Source organism: Porphyrobacter sp. ULC335 (genome assembly GCF_025917005.1).
Taxonomy (GTDB): domain Bacteria; phylum Pseudomonadota; class Alphaproteobacteria; order Sphingomonadales; family Sphingomonadaceae; genus Erythrobacter.
Map to the genome: position 1 here is coordinate 159,509 of NZ_CP078091.1, position 19,810 is coordinate 179,318.

Below are 19,810 nucleotides of genomic sequence, written 5' to 3' on the forward strand. Positions count from 1 at the left end.
AGCACACGTCACGCCTTCAGCTTGAAGGCAGGGCCGGCATAGACCCGCACCGCATTGCCGCGCTCGAGCTCCTGATGGGCCTGCCATTGGGATCGGCGCGCATCGCAGAGCGCCTGCCCACGCCGTTCCTCCAGCATGATCGCGAGCTTCAGCCGCGCCAACTTGCGGTTGGCGTGCTGGGATCGCTGCTCTTGCGCCGTGGCGACAAGACCGGTGGGCAGGTGTGTCGCCCGCACCGCGCTGTCGGTCTTGTTGACATGCTGGCCGCCCGGCCCGCTCGCGCGCATGGCCTGATAGGCGACGTCGTGCTCCCCCAGATCGGGGACGGCATCGGGCTGCGGAGCCAGCGCCACGCCGACAAACCAGTTGCGGCGCTTGTGCCCTGGACGCTGGGGACTGGTGCCGATCCACTGGTTGGTGCCGACCCGCTCCATAGCAAAGGCGGACGCTCCCTCGCCCAGAATGCGCAGCAGGACGGAGGCTGGCAACGCCTCGGCCCCGTCGAGCACTTCGGCCTCCAGCCCGCTATCCCGCGCCTCCCGCGCAAAGGTGCGCGCCAGCTGCGCGACGACCCAGCGGCATTCCTGCGGGCCCTTGCCTGCCGTGATGTGAAGGATCACCTCAGCCATGCCGCCCCCTCGTCTTGTAGCTGAGCAGCGGGCGCAGCTGCGCGATCACACGGATCAGGCCCGCCTGCTCCAGATCGGCGATCACCATGGCGATGTCCTTGTAGGCATCGGGTGCCTCCTCGAAGATCAGGCGGCGGTCTTCGCAGATCACATGGCTGCCGAGCCCGGTGCGCTGCATGTCCGCCACGCTGAAGCGGCGCGAGAGGCGGGCGTGAGCGTCCTTGCGGCTCCATTTGCGGCCCGCACCATGCGCGAGCGAATGCAGCGCATGGTCGGCGTGATCGGCGAGCGGCTCGACCAGATAGCTGAAATCCCCGCGCGAGCCCGGGATTGTCACCAGACCACGGTCCGCAGGTGCAGCGCCCTTGCGGTGCAGCCAGCCGCCCTGATGTGGGGTCACGCTGTTGTGGCAGATATCCAGCACCTGCCTGCCATTCATGCCGAGGCACTCGAAAAAGCGCGTCGCAATGATCGCGCGGTTGACGATCCCCCACTGTAGAGCCGCATCGTGATCGGCGAGATAGGCTTGGGCTTCGGGGGTGTGGGCGATGATTCCGTGGGAGATGTCGGCCTGCCGATGCGCCTGCTGCACGGCCTGACCCAACCCGCGCGAGCCGCTATGGACCATCATCCACACCCGGTCGTGCCGAAGCCCAAGCGCCGCAAAGCGGCCCTCGTCCGGGACCTGTTCGATCCGCAGGAATTCGACAAAGTGGTTGCCGCCGCCAATTGTGCCGATTGCCGGACTTGCAAGATCAGGCGACAATCCGGCATCGGCCAGGGCGGCTCTCGCGTCGCCCGACCACGGCTCGTCCAGCCCCCGCAACTTGCGTTCGGCCGCAGCCAGCCTGAACTTGCGGACGAGACTATCAGTCTCCCACAGACCCATGCCGCAGCCGATGTCGCTTCCGACCAGATGCGGCCAGATCCGATCCGGCGACCAGAAGGCTGCACCAACGGCGATGCCGTTTCCGGCGTGCAGATCCGGCAGACCCACAACACGCGCCATCCCTTCATAGCCTGCCGTTTTTTCAAGCTGGTCGACGGCAAGGGGATCGAAGCGCCGGTGGTCGGTCGCGATCAGAGTGATCGGGCTCATGTCGTCACGCATGGCGAGCCTCCCCCGGATGAGGATAGGCCGTGACGGCAACGACATTCGAAATATTGAGAAAGTGGGCGGCTTCAATGCCACCTACAGCAATCAGGCGATAGCTATCGCCCTTGAGAGAATTGCCCATGCAATCTGTTCCTGAACACAGGGGAATAGGATTTGACGGTGGTGACGGGCGAAAGTTGCACGCATGGTCTTCTCCTTTCCTTTTTCAGAACAGGCCGTTATTGGCGCGGCGGCCGGTTATCCGAGAATCGGCTCTGATACAAGCGTCTCCCGCGCGGGCATTAATCGGATCGAACAAAATCTTGAAAAACATCCTGTTCATCTGCAGCCAGAACCGATTGCGCAGTCCGACTGCTGAGCAGGTTTTCGCAGAGCATCCGGGAATTCAGGTTTCCTCGGCAGGAACCAACCAAGACGCCGAAAACCCTCTGACGACCGAACTGGTCGCCTGGGCCGACATTATCGTTGTGATGGAACGCCAGCACCGGACAAAGCTTCAAAAGCGCTTTCGCAATGCGCTACGTGGACAGCGCGTTATCTGTCTGGATATTCCCGACGATTATGACTTCATGGACCCCGAACTTGTGAGGTTGCTAAAGTCGCGCATGGCTCAACATCTTCCGGTGATGGGGCCACCCCGCTCCTGACAAATATTCATCTGACCACGCCATCCGGCATTCCCGCGGACCCATGGGAATGATCGGGATCCGGGGCGGCAGAGCTTTCATTTCAAAGGGATGGGAACGCGATATCGCGCCTCGCCAAAGCACCTGCAGGACGAGGGACATTGCAAATGGCCCCTCGGACAAAACAGACCATTTGCTAAACCGAAACGATTTGCCATTAGGAACAAGCGCATAGCCAATTCGGGGGCCCGCTTGGTACTATCTCTGCAGAAGATCGAGCAAATGGCACCTGACCAAGGCTCTCTTGCAGCGGCGAAGAAGCTGCTCAAGCCATCGCTCTGGCCGTCCTTGCAGGAAAATGGCGAGGGGCTGGTTTGGGGGGAATGCCAGGGCTCTGGTGCCACGCCCTACCGGATCGCCGTGACGGAGGCGGATGCAGGGTACAAGTGCACCTGCCCGAGCCGGAAGTTCCCGTGCAAGCACACTCTCGCGCTGATGTGGATGCGCGCCGACAACCGCGCCCCCTTTTCGACAGGCACGCCGCCCCAATGGGTCAATGACTGGCTGGGACGGAGGCGCGGGCCAACGCCGGGCGCAGCCGCGCCCAAGGCGGCCGAGCCTGCCGCCGACCGCCCTTCGATCGCAGCAGTGGTCGACGATGCGGCGCCCGTGCCGGATGCCGAAGCGGAAGCGCGGGCCGAGGCGCAGCGTGCGCGCAACCGTGCGCAGCGCGAAAGTCTTATCGCCGAGGGCATTGGCGCGATGGAGCAATGGATCACCGATCAGCTTGAGCGCGGGCTGGCAGGGTTCGATCAGCGTGCCGCGCAGGACTGTGCCACACTCGCCAAGCGACTGGTCGACGCCAAGGCGGGCGGGCTCGCGAACCGCATCGCCGCGCTGCCTGCCGCGCTGTTCCGGGTGCCCGAGGACGAGCGCCCGCAAGTTGCCGCTCGCGCTCTGGCTGCCGCCTATCTCATCGGGCAAGCCTATACCCGGCAGGACAATCTGCCAGATCTGCTCAGGGCCGATGTCCGCCAGACCGTGGGTTGGAACCTGACGCGCGAGGCCTTGCTGGCGGACGCAAGCCTGCTGCGCGTCGATGGGCAATGGCGGGTACTGGCGGCGCGCGACGAAGTGCAACCCGATCGCCTGCGCCGGATCGAGACCTGGCTGCGGACTGATGCCGCAGGCGGGCATTGCGCCGTGCTGATCGACTTCATCCCGGTCAGCGGCGGAGCGACGGGGAACCTGTATGTGCCGGGCGAGGTGCTGGACGCCGAACTGGTCTATTACCCCTCTCCCGTCCCCTTGCGCGCTCAGATCATCGCCCATCGGGGCACGCGGGCCGCAGCGGACAGTTGGGCGGGCGAACATAACTCGCTTCCCGATGCCATCGACGCATGGCGTGGGGCGCTCGCCCGCAAGCCGTGGCTCGATACCTATCCGCTCGCCGCGTCGCAGGTGCGGGTACGCGCGGCCGGTGACCGCCTTTATGCCTGCGCAGGTGATCTCGCCCTGCCGCTCGCCGCGGCCAGTGACGAGGCGGCGCGGCCGCTCTGTACGGTCGATGCAATCAGCCTGTTCGGGTTGTGGGACGGGCGCGAATTGACGCCGTTGCTGGCGGAGACAGCGCTCGGCGAGTGGGTCGCACCGTGACGCCAGCCGCGATCCTCGACGCTCTGATGCAAGGGACCGGGCGCCGCCCGCTCCAGCCCGCTGGCGTGCTGGGGGAGGGGCTCGATGCGGGGTCGGACAACACACCCGCGCGAATGCTCGCGCTCGCCGTCCACGCGCATCTTTACGACCTGCCCGCGTCGCCTGAGCGTTTCGAAGAATCTGCCGCTGCTACCCGCGATGAGCGCCCGATCGTGCCCGAGGATGTGCGGCCGCTGATCGTGAAGCTGGTAACCGGCAAGGGCAACTTGACCGACGATCCGGCGGCGCTGGCTCTGGCGCAGAGCCTCGATCGCCACGGCTACCGGCTCCATCCCTTCGATGTCCCGCGCCTCGCAACTTTCGTGCGCAAGCATGCGGACCTCCTCGGCATCGCACTGGCCGAAGCGGAGGGTGAAACCGGCAATCACTGGACGAGCTGGGAAACCCTCGATGAGAGCACCTGGATGCTCGCCACACCGGCGCACAAGGCCAATTTCATCGCCGATCTGCGCCTGAGCGACCCGGCAAAGGCGCGTGCTCTCGTCGAGGCGCAATTGCCGCTCGAAAAGGCCGAAGTGAGGCTGCGCCTGATAGATGCTCTGGGCGCGGGGCTGAGCACCGATGATCGCCCCCTGCTGGAAAGCCTGGCGGGGGACCGCGCACCCACAGTCAAACGCGCGGTGACCCGGCTTCTGGCGCGACTTCCCGGCACTGGCGCGGCCGAGGCGCAGATTGCCGAGCTGCTGTCGCGGATCACACGGGGCAGCGCGGGACTTCTGCGCAAGCGCGTCACCCTGACCCTGCAAATGCCCGCCAACGTCAAATCGGCCACCGCCGAGACCGATTGGCTGGCGTCCAGTTTCGGGGGGGGTTGGCTGCTCTGCACTGGCTCAGGCATTCGGGATGACGCCCGCGGCGATGGTTGATGCCGCGCAACTTGATGCCCGCTTGATACGCGGGATCGCCTTTTCGGCCTGTGCCGAGCGCAACTGGCCGGTGCTTTCGGATATCTGCAATGGCCATGGGCCAGAGGTCTGGACCGCGTTTCTCCAAACCGGTCTTGCCAACTTCGGCCTCGTCACCCCTCGCGAACGGCTGGATTGGGCAAGCGCAGCCATTCGGGCGCAGCCGGGCCATTCGGGGCATGATCCGTTCCAGATTGTGGCGCTGCACCGCGCCATGGAGGGCCCTTTGCCGCTGGCACAGGCCCGCGCGATCTTTCAAGCCGCGACCCGATCGCGCCACATCACATCCGAAATGCTTACCGCCGCCGTTGCCTTGATGCCCGACGGCGGCCTCGAAGAGGTCAGCCTCATGCTCGGACAGATGCCCCCTGACATAGCCGGGCGCGTGCAACTGCTCGCCAACATCCTCATACGTCTCAAGGAAGGACCTCGCCCGTCATGACCAACCCTCGCCTGCGCCATAGCGCCGAAGACATCTATGCTGCCGAGCTGGACGCGCTGAAGCGCGACGATGACCGGCAGCGCCCGGCCAATTGGGCGATGTCGCCGCAGGCCGTGGTCGATTACATCATGGGCGGCACCGCCAGGGATGGCACCCAGATCAGCGCCAAGTACGTCGGCAACCGCCGCCTGATCGAAACAGCCGTGGCTACGCTGGCGACCGACCGCGCGTTGCTGCTGCTGGGCCTGCCCGGAACCGCCAAGTCGTGGGTATCCGAACACCTCGCCGCCGCGGTTTCCGGCACGTCCAACCGCGTGATCCAATGCACCGCGGGCACCGACGAGAACCAGATCCGCTATGGTTGGAACTACGCGCTGCTGCTCGCCAAAGGACCGAGCCACGAGGCGCTGGTGCGCACCCCGCTGATGCGGGCGATGCAGGATGGCACACTGGTCCGCCTTGAGGAACTGACCCGCATGGGATCGGACGTGCAGGACACCCTGATCACGGTGCTGTCGGAAAAGATGATGCCGATCCCCGAGCTTGACGATGCGGTGCACGCGCGGCCCGGTTTCAATGTGATTGCCACCGCAAACAACCGCGACAAGGGCGTGAACGAGCTGTCCTCCGCACTCAAGCGGCGGTTCAACGTGGTGGTGCTGCCGCCCCCGGCGACGATCGACGAGGAGACCGAGATTGTCACCCGCCGCGTCCGGGAGATCGGAACGAACCTCTCGCTCCCGCCCGTCGCTCCGGCAGACAAGGAGATTGCCCGGATCGTCATGCTGTTCCGTGAGCTGCGCTCTGGCCAGACGCTTGACGGCAAGCTGCGCCTCAAGACCGTCAGCGGTTCTCTGTCGACCGCCGAGGCGATCTCGGTGGGGATCAGCGCATGGGCGGAAGCGGCGCATTTCGGCAATGGCGCGATCGATGCGTCGGCGATGGCGGCCAACCTGGTCGGCGCGATCGTCAAGGACCCGGGAGCCGACACGCTGGCGCTGGAGGAGTATCTCGAGAACGTGGTGCGCAAGCGCGATGGCTGGAAGGATCTCTACGGCGCGATCCGGGATGTGATGTAAGCCGAGGATGGACTCGCGCGCGCATCTTTTCGGCATCCGCCACCATGGGCCGGGCTCGGCAGCGAGCCTAGTCGCGGCGCTCGATGCGCTCGATCCGGCGCTGGTGCTGATCGAGGGCGCGCCCGAGGCCGAGCCGCTGGCCGGATATGCCGCGCTTGCCGGAATGCAGCCGCCGCTGGCGATCCTGCATTATCAGGCAGATGATCCCGCCAATGCGATCTTCGCGCCTTTCGCGGAGTATTCGCCAGAGTGGCAGGCGATACGCTGGGCGCTCGCACGCGGTCGACCAATCCGTTTCATCGACTGGCCTGCCGCGCATGCCCTCGCTTATGGCAAGGAGCAGGATACGCCACCGCCGGAGGGGGACGGCGATGAGCAAGATACCCCCCCTGAACCGGTCCCGCCGCCAACCTATTCCGACCCGCTCGATATGCTCGCGGCGGTCGCGGGCTACTCCGATGGCGAGGCGTGGTGGAACGCCCTAGTCGAAAGTAGCCAGCCGGGCGCGGCGATGTTTGCTGCGATCGAGGCGGCCATCACCGAACTGCGCGGCGCAAGCGAGGCGGAAGGTGGCATTAGCCCGCAGCGCGAGGCGCGCGACAGGGTCCGCGAAGCCTTTATGCGGTTGGCTCTGCGTGCTGCGCTCAAGGACGAGCCGGGCGACATCGCGGTCGTGGTCGGCGCGTGGCATGTCCCTGCCCTGCGCGCCAAGGTGCCGCAGGCCGAGGACAAGGCGGCCATCCGTGCGTTGGAGAAGGTGAAGGTAGAATCCGCCTGGGTGCCCTGGAGCGACTCACGGCTTGCTTCGGCATCGGGGTACGGCGCGGGGGTGACGGCGCCGGGCTGGTATCGCCACCTTTGGCAGCTTCAGGGCGAGAGCGAGGCGATCTCGCCTGAAGCTTTCGCCGCCGGGTGGCAATCGCGCGTGTCGGGCCTGCTGCGCGAGGAAGGCCATGCGGTCGCCTCGGCCTCGACCATCGAGGCCTCGCGGCTGGCCATCACGCTCGCCGCACTGCGCGGGGAGGCGACACCGGGGCTCGCCGATATGCACGATGCAACCCTCGCAGCGCTGTGTCACGGCGACGAGATCGCCTACCGCCTGATCGAGCGCCGGCTCCTGTTCGGCGAGCGGGTGGGTGCTGTCGATCCGGCGGTGCCGCAGATGCCGCTCGCGGCGGATCTCGAGCGCTGGCAGAAGCGCTGCCGGTTAAAGCCCGAGGATCTCGAGCGCGAAATCGCGCTCGACCTGCGCACGGAGGCCGGGTTGATGAAATCGACCCTGCTGCACAGGTTGGCGCTGATCAACGTGCCTTGGGGCCGGCTGCTCGATGCCGAGGCCGGGCGCGGCACGTTTCGCCAGACCTGGCGCCTCGCGTGGAACCCGGGCCTCGCAGTCAATCTTGCGGAGGCGCTGGTCTATGGTGTCACCATCGAACAGGCCGCCGCGGGCAGGACGATGGCGCAGAGCCATGACACCAATGACGTCGCGGTCCTCGCTGGGCTGGTCAAGGCCGCCCTGCTCGCCGACCTGCCCGACGCCGCCGAGCAGTGCATCACCCGGCTCCAGGCCGCCGCGGTCGGCAGCGGCGATCTGGTGCAACTGATGGATACAGTCCCCACGCTGGTCTCAATTCTGCGCTATGGCACCGCCCGCCCGATCCCGTCCGAGCAATTGAGCGCGCTCGTCTCGGCATTGGCGGCGGAGATCAATGCGGGGGCGCAGGCCGCGGCGGTGGATATCGAACCCGCTGCGGCCGAGGCCATGCGCCGGGCGATGGCGGGCTACGACCGCGCGTTGGCACTCCATGACGAGGCGCATCTCACCGAAATGTGGCACCGTGAGCTGGCCGCCATCGTCCAGCATGATCGCAGCGCGCCGGCGGTCGCAGGCCTCGCGCTGCGATTGCTGCACGACGGGCAAGTGTGGGAGGTCGAGCGCATCGCGGCCGGTTTTTCCCGGGCGCTTACCCCGCCCGCACCTCCGGCGGCGGCGGGTGCGTTCGTCGAAAGCTTTCTGGCGGGCGGCGCGGAGGTGCTGATCCAAGATCGCCCCCTGCTCGCCGCGCTCGACACGTGGCTGGCCGAGCTCGATTCCGAGAGCTTCATCGAGTTGCTGCCGATGCTTCGGCGCGGGTTCAGCGGCTTTGCCGAGACAGGGCGCCAACGCATCATCGGGATCATCGGCAGCGGCACAGTCGCCGCAGCCAGCGGCCCCGGCGCGCAGGACAACGATGCTTCGCCCGCCTTCATCGCCGAAGCGCTGCCGCTGCTGCGCACCATCATGGGGATCACGCCATGACCGACACACCCGAGCGTCTGCGCCGCTGGCGGCTTGCCATGGGCGGCAATGACGACGCTGACCTCAGCGAGACCGATAACCGGATCGACCGCGCGCTCACCGCGCTATACGCGTCCACGGGCGAGCCCGGACGACGCAAAGGCGGGCTCGGTGCCTCAGCCCCGCGGGTGGCGCGCTGGCTCGGCGATATTCGCGAATTCTTCCCCTCGCCGGTGGTCCAGGTGATCCAGCGTGACGCCTTCGAACGGCTCAACTTGAAGGCGATGCTGCTCGAACCCGAGTTCCTCGAAACGCTCGAGGCCGATGTCCACCTCGTCGCCGATCTCATCACCCTGCGCGGGGCGATGCCCGAGAAGTCCCGCGCGACCGCGCGGATGGTGGTGGCGCAGGTGGTCGGCGAACTGATGAAGCGCCTCGCGCACAAAACCACCGAGACCATTCGGGGCGCGATCAACCGCAACCAGCGAACCCGCCGCCCGCGTCATGCCGATATCGACTGGCCGCGCACGATCCGCGCCAACCTGCAGCACTGGCAGGAAGACTATCAGACTGTGATCCCCGAAGTGCTGGTCGGCCACGCGCGCAAGAGCAAGGCCAAGGCCGATCTCGACCATGTGATCATGTGCGTCGACCAATCGGGTTCGATGGCGAGTTCGGTGGTCTACGCCTCGATCTTCTCCGCGGTGATGGCCTCGCTACCAGTGCTCGACACCAAGCTGGTGTGCTTCGATACCACGATCATCGACCTGTCTGATCAACTTGCTGATCCAGTCGAAGTGCTGTTCGGCGTGCAGCTGGGCGGCGGGACCGATATCAATGCGGCGCTGGCCTATTGCGAGGGGCTGATCGGTCAACCGGCCAAAACGCATCTGGTGCTGGTCAGCGACCTCTACGAAGGCGGGAATGCCCAGCAGATGCTGGCGCGGGCAGCGGCGCTCGTCAGCAGCGGCGTCAATCTCATTGCGCTGCTGGCGCTGTCTGATGACGGGCGGCCCGCCTATGATCAGGCCCATGCCCAGGCCTTAGCTGCGCTCGGCTGCCCCGTGTTTGCTTGTACGCCCGACCAGTTCCCCGATCTGATGGCTACTGCCCTTTCGCGGCAGGACACCGCCGCATGGGCCAGCCGGCAAGGGATAAACCTAATCCGGCCGGCCTGATGTCAGTTTTCGCGGCAGAGGCTTTAAGCGTCAGCACGCACCGGTCGGACTCCCAGCTTTACCCCGCTCGGCATAAGCCCCGCTCCATGCCCCTGATTGTGGGGGCACGGCCTGAAACAGCGCGAAACACGCGGCATCAAAATCCAAGCAAGAATGGCAGAATTCTGCGGTTTTTTCAAGATTTTTGATGCCACTCCCGCAGGAGTTTTGGTGCCAGAAGAGAAAACAATAATAACAAGTAATAAATTGTTATTATTTTTCAATGTAGATTTGGTTTTTATCGGTGGCACAAGTGCTGGCATCACCAAATGAGGATTTTAGTGGTTCGTGTTCTCTTATCTATTCGAGCCACATGATTTCTTTAGGTTCCGATTCGTCTTACTGCAACCCATTCGGTTCCGTTTCATTTGAGCCGGTGGTGATGAAAGGGCTAAGTTGCATGTCTGAATGCTAAGGCTTCGACCCGAATGGCACGACCCCTTGGATTGTGCTTCGGCGGCGATCTGGCAGGTACTGCTTGCAGTGGGTCCAGCTGGAGCGTGAGCTTGATGCTGGACCGTCCTGACTTTAGCCAAAGGCCGCCGCCCAGATCCAAGTGGCCGCATTGCCTATGTTCGGGTAGCATCGCGCCACAATACATTCCTGCGCTACAGACCTAGCGCCTGGTGGCAGCCGTTTCAGTTTCAGGCTTTTCCATGATCATTCTCCAGCACCACGACGGCCACCTGAATAAGGTCTGTCGGCCTGAAGATTGAACATTCTGCGACGCTCATCGACCTAGTCCTGGCCGTGCGCACCTGATTCGATAAGTCCTGAGTTCTGCCAAAAGCGGTCGCCCGCACGAGACGCAGCGGACCAACCTGCAAGTAAAGTATTGCTTCTACATCGAATTGGTGAGACGATGAGATTAAATTCGGGGGGAGGTCGGCAATTGAGTAGGCGACTAAGTAGGGGCGACACCGTTCTCGTTCTAAGGGGCGACTGGAACGCACAGAGCAAATATATCCGATGGTTTCCAGACGACCCCTGCCTCGACCGTGGGACCGACCTGAGCATGCTCCGGTCACGCCTCGGAAACCCGGTGAACGTCGGCACGATCAACGACTGCAAGTATGGCGCTCCTTATGAGGTGACACGATGCACAGTGGTCTGAAAAGGCACGGCCTGATTGCAGCATCGGCAGCAACTGCGGTTGCGCTGCTCGGCGGTTGCGCTCGCCCCGAGACTTACCGCTGGAGCAATCGGGAGGCGCCAATCTTCAGTGGAACGCCGACGGCACCAACCGACTCCTCATTTGGGAGTTGGCGCACCCCCGCCGTCTCGGTCTACAGCTTCGCCACCCCGTCACCGAACACGCCCGATGCCACTCTGCGAGATCTCTCCGATCGAGGTCAGGCGGCCTTGATAAAGGCGATGACGGCAGCCGGCGCGGATCCTGCGGCCATACGTGACGCGCTGCTCAAGACGCCGAAGCCGAAGAGCGAGGCAACGGAGGACGTGCTAACAGTGGAGGGCACATATAAGCGCACGCTCGTCGCGAACGTCACAAAGGGTTGGGATGCTGTTCCGGGCGAACGGCTGGTTTGGACATGGATCGACGTGCGGCCGCTCAACTTCTCGTTCGATGGCTACACCGTCCTTGCGACCGACAACCAGTTGCTGAACATCGCGCAGATTACGAACGCGACCACGGCTTCTGCAAACGCCTCGCTCGGAAAAACCGGATCAGAGACGACTGCAACGACCACGGCAGGATCGCCGATCTCCAAGGTCCTAACGGACGTTGCCGGGTCGACCGCCGGAATTGGCGGGTCACTGAGCAACACCTACACCACGACCGCATCGATTAATCAGCAATACCTAAAGCTGAGCGCGGACATCGTTCCCGGCGAGCTCAGGATCTTCCGCGAGAGCGAACGCAATCTGGATGTCGCGGGCAACACGTTGATCGCACTGACGCTCAAGCTCGACCCGTCAAAATGGACCGGCGTCGGCATGGAGACGTCCCTCCGCGTCTTGAAACAGGACCTTGCAAAGCCGGATGGCACTCTCGGCGAGCCCGCGGATGTCACCTTGGAGCTTGCCCAGAACGAGGCGCCGCCCAGATGTGCGCTACAGGCCTTGGTCACTCTGCACTACCAGACGCGTCGGCCCCGAAATGGACGAAGCTACGTCGAAGGTCAGCAGACAGTCACATATGCGCGAGCGTCAACGGAACCGATGGTCGTCGATATCGTCCCTGCTGACGAGGCTCGGAAACCGGCCTGGCGCGTCTACGCCAAAGCTGAGCCCACCATCGCTCTTCACGCATCCGGACCTTTCGAGAACAACCTGCCGATCGACTTCGCGACTTATGAACAGGCCCGCAACTTCGTGATTTGGCTGACGCGTATGGGATCGAAGATGCTAGGCAAGGACGAGCCCGCGATCGGCAAATCGGGACTTCGCCTCACGAGCGGTATCACTGACCAGCCGCTGTTCACTGGCGATTATTTCGTTAGGAAGGTGGCTGACCCGGGCGACTTGGCCATGCAATGCGCCGGGATGCGGACCCGGGCCCTGCCGCCAGTTTCGGCACCAGCGGATGCGGCAGGCCAGGTAGGACCAAAGTGAGTGGAACCGCCGTCAGCGGTTCAACATGAAACCGGCATATACGAACTAGCTTAGTCTCGGCTCCATCACTGCGCACTTCGCGGCGGAGACATAGCGATGCGGCTCGACCTAGAAGGTGAGGCTGGTCTCCCCTAGGATCGGCTTACAGGGAGGTGCGTTCAGTACATCCAAGGGGCTCTTGATAACGGGGCACACAGCAACACCTGACGACCCGGCGCGCGGAAACAGCTTAACGACCCGCTCATCATTTGAACGAATTGGGCTTTGAGACCGCTCCAACGTAATGACGAGGGTCTGGGTCGGATCCAATTCCGCTTCTAGGGTTATGACGCTGTCGGCTGATCCGACGATCGGCAGCTTCAAGCCCGTCGCGGGAAACACCAGAACCCCTTCTATGCCAACGGTCCGCCCGGCCCCGTCACGGTCTTCCTTCAAGATCGTAAGTTCGGCGTAGCGACCCGCGACTGGACCTCGCCAAGTTCCGACGTATCGATCGATCGGGTCGATGTAGAGCCATCGGTAGAGCTGGTCTGGCGAGATCAGAGCGGCCGCCAGGTATCCACCGATGGCGGTTATGACGCCGACGGCAATGGTTTTCCCGATGTCGCTTGAAAGGGCGGCTGAAAGACGAGCTGTCCAAGAGCTCAGAAGTTTCGTGTCAGGGACATGAGATGATGCCGTTGGTTCAGTCATTTTCAGGCTCCGCGCAGAGGTATGAAACTATCTTTCCATTCGTGGCAGACACCGAACGCTGACCCGCAACCTTTATGAATGCCGAGGGGCCGCCATCGAAAGCGAGTAACCAGTCGACCTTGCGCGGCGTGAGCGCTCCGACATCAACTGCGAACTGACGAAGGGTTACAGCGGACATACCTCCTCGGCTGCCGTTGAATGCCATCACCATGAAAATCTGCCCATCGACATACTTGCCGAGCGCTATCCGGTTCGCCTTGCCCTTCTTGAATGTCCCATCGATCTTGCCATCGAAGATCAGAATTGGCTGCGAGTAGATCTGGCTCGTCAAGGGCGACGCAGGTTGGACGGCGCTCCGGCGAACGAGGCTGGCCTGCGATCCGCGGATGTCTAAGACACCGCCATCCATGCGTGTAGTATGGGGGCTGACCTGTCGACCGTCGATGACGATCAGGCCTTCTGGGGCCGCCCGGCTCTTCAACGAATAGCCGCCGGTCATCGCGATCCCGGCGCACTGCACGTTCGTGTCCGCGTCTTGGACGTTGAATGGTCGAGGCACGCGTATTTTAAGGCGGAAGTTGTGCGGCACGTCCACCCACACGTAACCGATATCACGCACCTCCCTCGCGGAAATCTTCGGCACTGCTGGTTGGGAAGTCGACACCGACTCTGCTCGCACTCCTGTGAGCGTCAGCATTGCCGCGATGAATAACAGAATGGATCGAAGGTCTTGACTAGCCATGTTCGGGCCCCTTCGGACACGACAATAACTCAGGGCAGGTTAGACTGCCACATATTTGGCTCCGCTGTGGCAGTCTCGCCTGGACGAAGCTCAATGCGCCGCAAAGACTTGCAGCCCGCCCCAAAGTTTCTTTCCTCAGATAATGGTCTTGCCCACATTCCTTTAGCTCGACTTCTTTCAATGAAGGCTGGTGCGAGCTCGACTAGGCGGCTAACCTTGTGAGATGAGCAAGACCCCGCCAAAGTCGACGACGACTACGATCCGAGACTCAAAATCGGGTCGGCTGGTGACTGTCAAAGGTCTGGGTGCCCTCAAAGGGAAAATGAAAATCAGCAAGAACGTTGATCTTACGAAACCAATCTCCGGCCCAGCTTCAAGCGGTAAGTGGTCGTTAAAGGGCGGCAGTCGCTCTGCCGGGGAGTCGATCCACGGCAAAGGTGCGAACCGCACTTCTGCAAAGTGCTAATTTTGGCGGGCATTTTACTCGACACGCACGCCTTATTCTAGCTTGTGAGCGGGGAGGCCAACCTTCCTGAAGAGGCGTTGGTTGCGATCGGCGAAAATCAGCAAGCTGGCACGTTACATGTCTCGCCAACCACTTGCTGGGAGTTATCAGTCGCGACTCAGAAGGGTCGTGTGGCAGGCCGCCCACATTTGGGCGAGCAACCAGTGGCACGATGGTTCCGCGAAGCGATATCGGTGACTGAGGCCAAGATCATCCCAATCAAGCAACGGATTTCTTGCGAGGCAGCACAGGTTGTTGTCACAACCGGCCACAAAGACCCAGGAGATTGCTTCCTTATGGCGACCGCGCGCGTTAGCAAGCTATCGCTTGTAACGCGCGACGGCATAATAAGGCAGATCGCAGGCGCCGATCCGAACTACCTCGACATCGTGGTATGCTGACCTAACCGCTCGCTGCGCTCGCCAAGATCGGCAACCTCGAAGACGTGAATTTCACTTCGAGGCGCTCAACCAGTGCATTCGGGCAACGACAGGAGATTGTCGTTCCACTTGCCGTCAGCATAGGTCCGGAGATACTTGCCGTTCGGTCCATTGACGACGCCGATGTTGCCGCGATTGCCCGCAACCTTCGTGTAAAAGGTATTGGTCTTGGCTTCGATGGAGTCGATGACTTGCTTGCGCGTCCAGCGCCAGCCTGAACCGCCTAGGTGGGTGATGCCTTCGTGGGTGTTGTCGCGGGGCTGCTTGTTAATGCAGGTGACTTGAACGTCAGCCATTTGAGAGGGTACCTTTCTGATTTTTAGGAATTTGGGCCGTCACGGCCATCGGGTTCTTTGGCGACACCTTTGAACGGCGTCCCACCATTCTTGACGCTCATAAACTCGCCGGTGCGTTCGTTGCGCTTCTGGTAGTTGCCATCAGGGCGCTGGAACTGGGTGCGGCCGGTGACTGCGCCGCGGCGAAAGTTGTTTCCGGTATTCTTGGCCATGAAAACTCCTGTGACCTTAGCTGAATGAGTAACGCTTCCACGGGATCGCACTGATCGGCATCCGGGCTAGGAAGTTGGCGATGTCGCGGCGGCCAAAATAGGTGGGGCGCCCCCGCGAGTCTTGCGACATCAGGACAATCGGCATGCCAGGGAAATAGCGACCGAAGCTTCGCGTCGCTCTCTCCGCCTCATGCTGACTCTCTGTGATATGACGCTTCACCACCACGACCGCGAAGGTCTGGCCTTGTTCCTTAATTACAGCACCTTCGATCTGCATGGCAGCTCCTTTCTACGGGGGCCTCGGTGAAATCCCTTGGCACGAATCGCTATATGCCAAGGATCCAAAATGACGTCAATGCAAACATGCTGTATGTTTGCTAAGCAAACTAATGTTTGTGATGTTGACACTCTCGGTGTTGAGCGACTAAGGCGAAGGAATGGATGAACGCGCAATCTATGACGCGCTTGGCGAAGCGATGCTGGTTCGGCGGAAGCGCCTCAAACTGACCCAGGCACAAGTCGCCAAGAAAATAGGTGTTTCGCGAGAGTCAGTTGCCAATATGGAGGCGGGGCGCCAGCGAGTGTTGCTTCATCATGTCTACGGATTGATGCAGGCGCTTGAGCTGAAGGCGATCACGGATCTCATCCCGGCAAATTTGCCAAAAGCTTTGGGCGAAACTGCAATGGTGCTTGAGGTGTCCGGCGACCCTGTTTCCGATACACAAAAATCAGAAATCGAACGTCTTCTTAGCCAAGCGCTTGGCGACCGATCTGCGAGCGTGTCGCCGTGACTTCATTCAAGCAAACTGCTCGCGAATATGCAAAGGCAGTCCTCGCTGAATTTGGGGTGGAGAATGCCCCGGTCCCCGTCGAGAGGATCATAAAGCGTCGTAATATCAAGGTTCAATTCTCGCCGCTCGACAAAGAGCTGTCAGGCATGGCGCTCATCAAGGATGGTGTTGCAATCATTGGAGTGAATGCCCTTCACCATCCGAACCGCCAACGCTTTACAATGGCGCACGAGCTCGGCCACCATGTGATGCACCGCGAAGCGATCACCGGAACTGTGCACGTGGATAAAGGGTTCGCCATGATCCTGATGCGTGATGATTTGGCCTCGCAGGGCACCGACCGCATGGAAATCCAAGCCAATGCATTCGCTTCTGAACTCCTGATGCCAGAATCGATCTTGGAGAAAATGCTCGACGTCAGCTCGGTCGATCTTGACGACACAGAATCACTTCAAGCCATTGCAAGGAAATTCAAGGTTAGTTTATCTGCGCTACAGTATCGGCTTATGGCATTCACGTAAGCGAAGGAGTCCCCGGTGGGTTTTGTTTTTTACGACACCGAAACCACCGGAACAGATAGATTCTTCGATCAGATTCTTCAGTTCGCTGCCATCAAGACGGACGAGAATTTGAATGAACTTGATCGATTTGAGATACGCTGTCGCTTGCTTCCCCACATTGTCATGGCTCCAGGGGCGATGCTCGTTACGGGCGTAACGATCGAACAAGCTACCAATCCAAACCTGCCAACACACTATAACATGGTTCGGGCCATTCGAGAAAAGCTTCAGGAATGGTCTCCAGCGATATTCGTTGGCTACAACAGCATGGCATTTGATGAGGAACTGCTGCGCCAGGCGCAATACCAGACCTTGCACAATCCATACCTGACGCAGCGTCAAGGCAACGGCCGTGCGGACGCCATGATGCTTGTGAAGGCCATTTCGCAGTTCGAACCGGATTGTCTAACTGTTCCGGTAAAGCCAAACGGAAAACCCGTCTTCAAGCTCGACCAATTGGCTCCTGCAAATGGCTTTGATCATAGTAACGCCCATGATGCCATGGCTGATGTCGAGGCCGTCATCCACCTTTGCCGAATCGCGGCAGATCATGCCGACTCTGAATGGTCCAACTTCGTCCGATTTTCACAGAAGGCCGCTACCGATGCTTTCCTGATGGAGGGCGAGCCCGTCTTATTGACTGAATTCTATAGTTTTGGTGGTCAGAAGCATTACCCAATCATTAGAATCGGGGCAGATGCTGAGCAGCCAACGAAACACCTGTGCTACGATCTAAGCCATGACCCCAGCATATTCCGCTCGTTGTCTGACGCCTCTCTCCTGAAATGTTTTTCTAGCCAGCCCAAGCCCCTTCGGAAGGTCAAGAGCAACGCAGCGCCATCGCTACGAAACCTAGATGAGGCGCCTGCATGGTGTTTGAGTAACCTGACGGAAGCACAGCTCATTGACCGGGCCGAAAGTGTGGTTGCCGACGACGAACTCGTCGCTCGCCTAGTCGGGATCTATGAGCAATCAAAGATTGTCTATCCGGCCTCCGAGCATGTCGAGGAGCAAATCTACAGCGGCTTCCCGACGCCTGCCGATGAAGCCCTGATGGAAAGATTCCATGCAACGCCTTGGGCGGCACGTCACCAGCTGATTCCGCAGTTCGCTGATGAGCGCCTTTCTTTTCTGGCCGCCCGCCTAATCTATGTCGAGGATCCAAGCCACTTGCCGGGTGAGCTTCGCCAAACCGTTCAGGCGCATATCCGTGGCCGCGTGCACTTTGCGGGCGAGTGCAAATGGGGGACCGTGGCAAAGGCCATTGCCGAATGCGATGAGAAGCTAATGACCGCTGCGGGCGAGCAGATTGAAATGCTGCAGCGATACAAGGCGCATTTGCAAATCGCATATCTTTGAAACACGAAGCGGTTGCTCACACTCAGTTCTTGTAAAGGTCTGATGAGCCAACTGATCGCGCGGGGAGCAACGGCGGTCCAACAATGAATTTCGGACTGTGAGTGGCAATGCGCCGGCGTGGTATTCTCGCGATTTCGCTTAGCTCAGATTGCTGGCTCTGGAACCCGGGTGACGTTGATTAACGCAGCTTCATGTTTCGCTTGAGCCAAGTCGTGTGCCGACTGCATGCGAAGCATGGTAGCCGCCGATATACCGAACGCCTTCTCAAACCGAATTGCCATGCCAGGCGTAAGCGCAGCCCGGCCATTCAAGACCCGACTTAGTGCGGGACGGGTCACCTTGAGATGCTCAGCCGCGCTCGATACCGTCATCCCATACGGCTTCACAATCTCCTCAAGCAGCCATGGCCCTGGGTGGATCGCAAAGCTCTCATGCAGCGTGATAGCCATCAGTGATAGTCCTCCAGATCGAGGTCGGCGACCGTGGTGTCGTCGATCAATGTAAATGTCAGCCGCCAGTTTTTGGTGACCGTCATAGCGTAGTGCCCTTCGCGATCTCCGGTCAGGGCATGGAAGCCAAAGTTCGGTGGCACAGCCAGTTCCTCTACGCCTTCAGCCGCAGCTATATACGCGAGCATCCGCATCAGGCGGTCGGCTTCCATCAGGCCTTTCGGCTTCCCAGACTCTGCGAACTTGCGGAGAGCCTTGTGCCTGATACTGCCAATCTCCATAAGGGTGTAATGCCACGCGTTACACCTAGAGTCAATGCGAATGTAATGCGTCGGGTTACACCCGGTGATGTAACCGCTGCCTGATTTACGACGACCTCGGGCACTTGGCCCCACTATCAACGATGCGATCTAATGGCTACCATGGTCGGTCTGATCAGTTGCCGACCATGACAGAGCAGCGAACCGGAGCGCCCGTCTTTTCGGCTTTCGTCTTGCATGCTGACAACGCCTCGCGGTTCTGCGTCTCAATTTGAGCGCCAAACTGCATCGCCTTCCAGCCTACCGGGTCTTGCGACCGGATCAGCCGGACTCCTGCCTCCGCCACAGTAGGCGCATCGACCATTCTGGCCGCCATGCGCTCCGGCAACTGCCAGCTGTCGGGTAAGGCACGGGCAATAGTACCTGGCATAAACGACCATATCAAGGCCCCCGCCAGCGCGCCTGCGATTGCCGTCCGCAACACGATTGCGCGCTGATCGGCGGATGTGCGCACCGTGTTCGTGATGGCGCGAAGCTCCCGTGTCGCATATTGCAATTCGGTCCGGCTCTGAACAATCTGATCCTGGTCTGCGCGACGTGCCGATTGCGCCGCGACAGCAATACGATCGGCGACGGTTTCCGGGGTCAGCTGCATCGCCGGATGCGCTGTCATGGCCTTCAGGTATCCGCCGACTGCGCCAAGCTGTTTTGCCATCTCTTTCAGTGTAGGATCGTAATCAGGAATAACGATGTCAGCACGCTCAGCGGCGAGTTGCTGAACGGCTCGGCGCATCAGCGCCATTTCTTCTTCGAGGCGTGTGAATGCGGCAGCAGCCGGATCAATATCTGCGTCCGTTGGCTGAGGAGCGGCCTTGGGTTCAATCGCAATTTCGATATGGTCATGTTCGGTATTCGTCATT

The 19,810-nt window shown here is 61.3% G+C and carries 24 protein-coding genes; 13 read left to right on the forward strand and 11 right to left on the reverse strand.

From position 1 onward, the window contains the following. Nucleotides 1-8: 8 nt before the first annotated feature. The 3 genes from prfH to KVF90_RS00780 are packed head-to-tail and all read right to left on the reverse strand — an operon-like array spanning nt 9 to nt 1,867. Nucleotides 9-629, reverse strand: coding sequence for a peptide chain release factor H (prfH, locus tag KVF90_RS00770; protein WP_264392951.1), 621 nt, complete (start codon nt 627-629; stop codon nt 9-11). Next, entirely contained in the window at nt 622-1,740 is a 1,119-nt protein-coding gene (locus KVF90_RS00775) for an RNA ligase RtcB family protein (protein WP_264392952.1), read from the reverse strand. Before KVF90_RS00775 ends, prfH begins: the two co-directional genes overlap by 8 nt. Continuing rightward, the gene (locus KVF90_RS00780; RefSeq protein ID WP_264392953.1) at nt 1,733-1,867 is read right to left on the reverse strand and encodes a hypothetical protein; all 135 of its coding nucleotides are present in this window, start codon (nt 1,865-1,867) and stop codon (nt 1,733-1,735) included. Before KVF90_RS00780 ends, KVF90_RS00775 begins: the two co-directional genes overlap by 8 nt. Nucleotides 1,868-2,048: 181 nt before the next feature. Here KVF90_RS00780 and KVF90_RS00785 point away from each other — a divergent pair, with 181 nt between their 5' ends. The 9 genes from KVF90_RS00785 (at nt 2,049) to KVF90_RS00825 (ending at nt 12,583) form a co-directional block, all read left to right on the forward strand. Then, nucleotides 2,049-2,393, forward strand: a complete 345-nt coding sequence (locus KVF90_RS00785; RefSeq protein WP_264392954.1) for a low molecular weight protein tyrosine phosphatase family protein — start codon at nt 2,049-2,051, stop codon at nt 2,391-2,393. 261 nt (nt 2,394-2,654) lie between these two features. Then, complete coding sequence (locus KVF90_RS00790) at nt 2,655-4,028, forward strand: SWIM zinc finger family protein (RefSeq protein WP_264392955.1); 1,374 nt, start codon at nt 2,655-2,657, stop codon at nt 4,026-4,028. Next, the gene (locus KVF90_RS00795) at nt 4,013-4,954 is read left to right on the forward strand and encodes a DUF5691 domain-containing protein (RefSeq protein WP_264392956.1); all 942 of its coding nucleotides are present in this window, start codon (nt 4,013-4,015) and stop codon (nt 4,952-4,954) included. Before KVF90_RS00790 ends, KVF90_RS00795 begins: the two co-directional genes overlap by 16 nt. Beyond that, complete coding sequence (locus KVF90_RS00800) at nt 4,932-5,435, forward strand: hypothetical protein (RefSeq protein ID WP_264392957.1); 504 nt, start codon at nt 4,932-4,934, stop codon at nt 5,433-5,435. Before KVF90_RS00795 ends, KVF90_RS00800 begins: the two co-directional genes overlap by 23 nt. Further along, nucleotides 5,432-6,514, forward strand: coding sequence for an AAA family ATPase (locus KVF90_RS00805; protein ID WP_264392958.1), 1,083 nt, complete (start codon nt 5,432-5,434; stop codon nt 6,512-6,514). Before KVF90_RS00800 ends, KVF90_RS00805 begins: the two co-directional genes overlap by 4 nt. Nucleotides 6,515-6,521: 7 nt before the next feature. Beyond that, on the forward strand, nt 6,522-8,813 hold the full coding sequence (locus tag KVF90_RS00810) for a DUF5682 family protein (RefSeq protein ID WP_264392959.1): 2,292 nt from the start codon (nt 6,522-6,524) through the stop codon (nt 8,811-8,813). Further along, nucleotides 8,810-9,970 carry a VWA domain-containing protein gene (locus tag KVF90_RS00815; protein ID WP_264392960.1) on the forward strand — a complete coding sequence of 387 codons (1,161 nt, stop codon included), beginning with the start codon at nt 8,810-8,812 and terminating at the stop codon, nt 9,968-9,970. The genes KVF90_RS00810 and KVF90_RS00815 overlap by 4 nt, the downstream gene beginning before the upstream one ends. Before the next feature lie 153 nt (nt 9,971-10,123). Beyond that, entirely contained in the window at nt 10,124-10,282 is a 159-nt protein-coding gene (locus KVF90_RS00820; protein ID WP_264392961.1) for a hypothetical protein, read from the forward strand. A gap of 825 nt (nt 10,283-11,107) precedes the next feature. Further along, nucleotides 11,108-12,583 (forward strand): hypothetical protein, encoded by a 1,476-nt coding sequence (locus tag KVF90_RS00825; protein WP_264392962.1) that lies wholly within the window; start codon nt 11,108-11,110, stop codon nt 12,581-12,583. 108 nt (nt 12,584-12,691) lie between these two features. Here the strand turns inward: KVF90_RS00825 and KVF90_RS00830 are convergent, their stop codons facing one another. Continuing rightward, on the reverse strand, nt 12,692-13,276 hold the full coding sequence (locus KVF90_RS00830) for a hypothetical protein (RefSeq protein WP_264392964.1): 585 nt from the start codon (nt 13,274-13,276) through the stop codon (nt 12,692-12,694). Continuing rightward, nucleotides 13,269-14,018: a phosphodiester glycosidase family protein gene (locus tag KVF90_RS00835; RefSeq protein ID WP_264392965.1), complete on the reverse strand. Its 750-nt coding sequence runs from the start codon at nt 14,016-14,018 to the stop codon at nt 13,269-13,271. Before KVF90_RS00835 ends, KVF90_RS00830 begins: the two co-directional genes overlap by 8 nt. 510 nt (nt 14,019-14,528) lie before the next feature. Between KVF90_RS00835 and KVF90_RS17405 the strand changes: the two genes are divergently transcribed. Continuing rightward, entirely contained in the window at nt 14,529-14,924 is a 396-nt protein-coding gene (locus tag KVF90_RS17405; protein ID WP_413676997.1) for a PIN domain-containing protein, read from the forward strand. A gap of 65 nt (nt 14,925-14,989) precedes the next feature. On the opposite strand, the gene KVF90_RS00840 is transcribed toward KVF90_RS17405, so the two are convergent. Genes KVF90_RS00840 through KVF90_RS00850 form a run of 3 tightly spaced genes read right to left on the reverse strand, consistent with a single transcriptional unit; the run spans nt 14,990 to nt 15,748 of the window. After that, on the reverse strand, nt 14,990-15,259 hold the full coding sequence (locus tag KVF90_RS00840; RefSeq protein WP_264392966.1) for a DUF3892 domain-containing protein: 270 nt from the start codon (nt 15,257-15,259) through the stop codon (nt 14,990-14,992). A 23-nt stretch (nt 15,260-15,282) separates the two neighbouring features. After that, the gene (locus KVF90_RS00845) at nt 15,283-15,471 is read right to left on the reverse strand and encodes a hypothetical protein (protein WP_264392967.1); all 189 of its coding nucleotides are present in this window, start codon (nt 15,469-15,471) and stop codon (nt 15,283-15,285) included. 16 nt (nt 15,472-15,487) lie between these two features. Beyond that, complete coding sequence (locus KVF90_RS00850; protein ID WP_264392968.1) at nt 15,488-15,748, reverse strand: hypothetical protein; 261 nt, start codon at nt 15,746-15,748, stop codon at nt 15,488-15,490. Nucleotides 15,749-15,908: 160 nt separating this feature from the next. On the opposite strand from KVF90_RS00850, the gene KVF90_RS00855 reads away from it, so the two are divergent. Genes KVF90_RS00855 through KVF90_RS00865 form a run of 3 tightly spaced genes read left to right on the forward strand, consistent with a single transcriptional unit; the run spans nt 15,909 to nt 18,181 of the window. Beyond that, nucleotides 15,909-16,262 carry a helix-turn-helix transcriptional regulator gene (locus KVF90_RS00855; protein WP_264392969.1) on the forward strand — a complete coding sequence of 118 codons (354 nt, stop codon included), beginning with the start codon at nt 15,909-15,911 and terminating at the stop codon, nt 16,260-16,262. Beyond that, nucleotides 16,259-16,783, forward strand: a complete 525-nt coding sequence (locus KVF90_RS00860; protein ID WP_264392970.1) for an ImmA/IrrE family metallo-endopeptidase — start codon at nt 16,259-16,261, stop codon at nt 16,781-16,783. Before KVF90_RS00855 ends, KVF90_RS00860 begins: the two co-directional genes overlap by 4 nt. 15 nt (nt 16,784-16,798) lie before the next feature. After that, nucleotides 16,799-18,181, forward strand: a complete 1,383-nt coding sequence (locus KVF90_RS00865; RefSeq protein WP_264392971.1) for an exonuclease domain-containing protein — start codon at nt 16,799-16,801, stop codon at nt 18,179-18,181. Between the two features lie 143 nt (nt 18,182-18,324). On the opposite strand, the gene KVF90_RS00870 is transcribed toward KVF90_RS00865, so the two are convergent. The 3 genes from KVF90_RS00870 to KVF90_RS00880 all read right to left on the reverse strand — a co-directional run bounded on the left by KVF90_RS00870 (nt 18,325) and on the right by KVF90_RS00880 (nt 19,809). After that, nucleotides 18,325-18,630: a HigA family addiction module antitoxin gene (locus KVF90_RS00870; protein ID WP_264392972.1), complete on the reverse strand. Its 306-nt coding sequence runs from the start codon at nt 18,628-18,630 to the stop codon at nt 18,325-18,327. Further along, nucleotides 18,630-18,911, reverse strand: a complete 282-nt coding sequence (locus KVF90_RS00875; protein ID WP_264392973.1) for a type II toxin-antitoxin system RelE/ParE family toxin — start codon at nt 18,909-18,911, stop codon at nt 18,630-18,632. Before KVF90_RS00875 ends, KVF90_RS00870 begins: the two co-directional genes overlap by 1 nt. Before the next feature lie 154 nt (nt 18,912-19,065). Then, nucleotides 19,066-19,809, reverse strand: a complete 744-nt coding sequence (locus tag KVF90_RS00880) for a DUF6118 family protein (protein WP_264392974.1) — start codon at nt 19,807-19,809, stop codon at nt 19,066-19,068. Between the last annotated feature and the right edge of the window lies 1 nt (nt 19,810).

What these genes read in the sequence shown, in the direction of transcription:
- KVF90_RS00835 (WP_264392965.1), bottom strand. Translation starts at nt 14,018, where the DNA reads ATGGCTAGTCAAGACCTTCGATCCATTCTGTTATTCATCGCGGCAATG.
- KVF90_RS00840 (WP_264392966.1), bottom strand. Translation starts at nt 15,259, where the DNA reads ATGGCTGACGTTCAAGTCACCTGCATTAACAAGCAGCCCCGCGACAAC.
- KVF90_RS00800 (WP_264392957.1), top strand. Translation starts at nt 4,932, where the DNA reads ATGACGCCCGCGGCGATGGTTGATGCCGCGCAACTTGATGCCCGCTTG.
- KVF90_RS00780 (WP_264392953.1), bottom strand. Translation starts at nt 1,867, where the DNA reads ATGGGCAATTCTCTCAAGGGCGATAGCTATCGCCTGATTGCTGTAGGT.
- KVF90_RS00850 (WP_264392968.1), bottom strand. Translation starts at nt 15,748, where the DNA reads ATGCAGATCGAAGGTGCTGTAATTAAGGAACAAGGCCAGACCTTCGCG.
- KVF90_RS00855 (WP_264392969.1), top strand. Translation starts at nt 15,909, where the DNA reads ATGGATGAACGCGCAATCTATGACGCGCTTGGCGAAGCGATGCTGGTT.
- KVF90_RS00845 (WP_264392967.1), bottom strand. Translation starts at nt 15,471, where the DNA reads ATGGCCAAGAATACCGGAAACAACTTTCGCCGCGGCGCAGTCACCGGC.
- KVF90_RS00775 (WP_264392952.1), bottom strand. Translation starts at nt 1,740, where the DNA reads ATGCGTGACGACATGAGCCCGATCACTCTGATCGCGACCGACCACCGG.
- KVF90_RS00820 (WP_264392961.1), top strand. Translation starts at nt 10,124, where the DNA reads ATGGCAGAATTCTGCGGTTTTTTCAAGATTTTTGATGCCACTCCCGCA.
- KVF90_RS00880 (WP_264392974.1), bottom strand. Translation starts at nt 19,809, where the DNA reads ATGACGAATACCGAACATGACCATATCGAAATTGCGATTGAACCCAAG.
- KVF90_RS00805 (WP_264392958.1), top strand. Translation starts at nt 5,432, where the DNA reads ATGACCAACCCTCGCCTGCGCCATAGCGCCGAAGACATCTATGCTGCC.
- KVF90_RS00875 (WP_264392973.1), bottom strand. Translation starts at nt 18,911, where the DNA reads ATGGAGATTGGCAGTATCAGGCACAAGGCTCTCCGCAAGTTCGCAGAG.
- KVF90_RS00810 (WP_264392959.1), top strand. Translation starts at nt 6,522, where the DNA reads ATGGACTCGCGCGCGCATCTTTTCGGCATCCGCCACCATGGGCCGGGC.
- KVF90_RS00830 (WP_264392964.1), bottom strand. Translation starts at nt 13,276, where the DNA reads ATGACTGAACCAACGGCATCATCTCATGTCCCTGACACGAAACTTCTG.
- KVF90_RS00870 (WP_264392972.1), bottom strand. Translation starts at nt 18,630, where the DNA reads ATGGCTATCACGCTGCATGAGAGCTTTGCGATCCACCCAGGGCCATGG.
- KVF90_RS00825 (WP_264392962.1), top strand. Translation starts at nt 11,108, where the DNA reads ATGCACAGTGGTCTGAAAAGGCACGGCCTGATTGCAGCATCGGCAGCA.
- KVF90_RS00790 (WP_264392955.1), top strand. Translation starts at nt 2,655, where the DNA reads ATGGCACCTGACCAAGGCTCTCTTGCAGCGGCGAAGAAGCTGCTCAAG.
- prfH (WP_264392951.1), bottom strand. Translation starts at nt 629, where the DNA reads ATGGCTGAGGTGATCCTTCACATCACGGCAGGCAAGGGCCCGCAGGAA.
- KVF90_RS00815 (WP_264392960.1), top strand. Translation starts at nt 8,810, where the DNA reads ATGACCGACACACCCGAGCGTCTGCGCCGCTGGCGGCTTGCCATGGGC.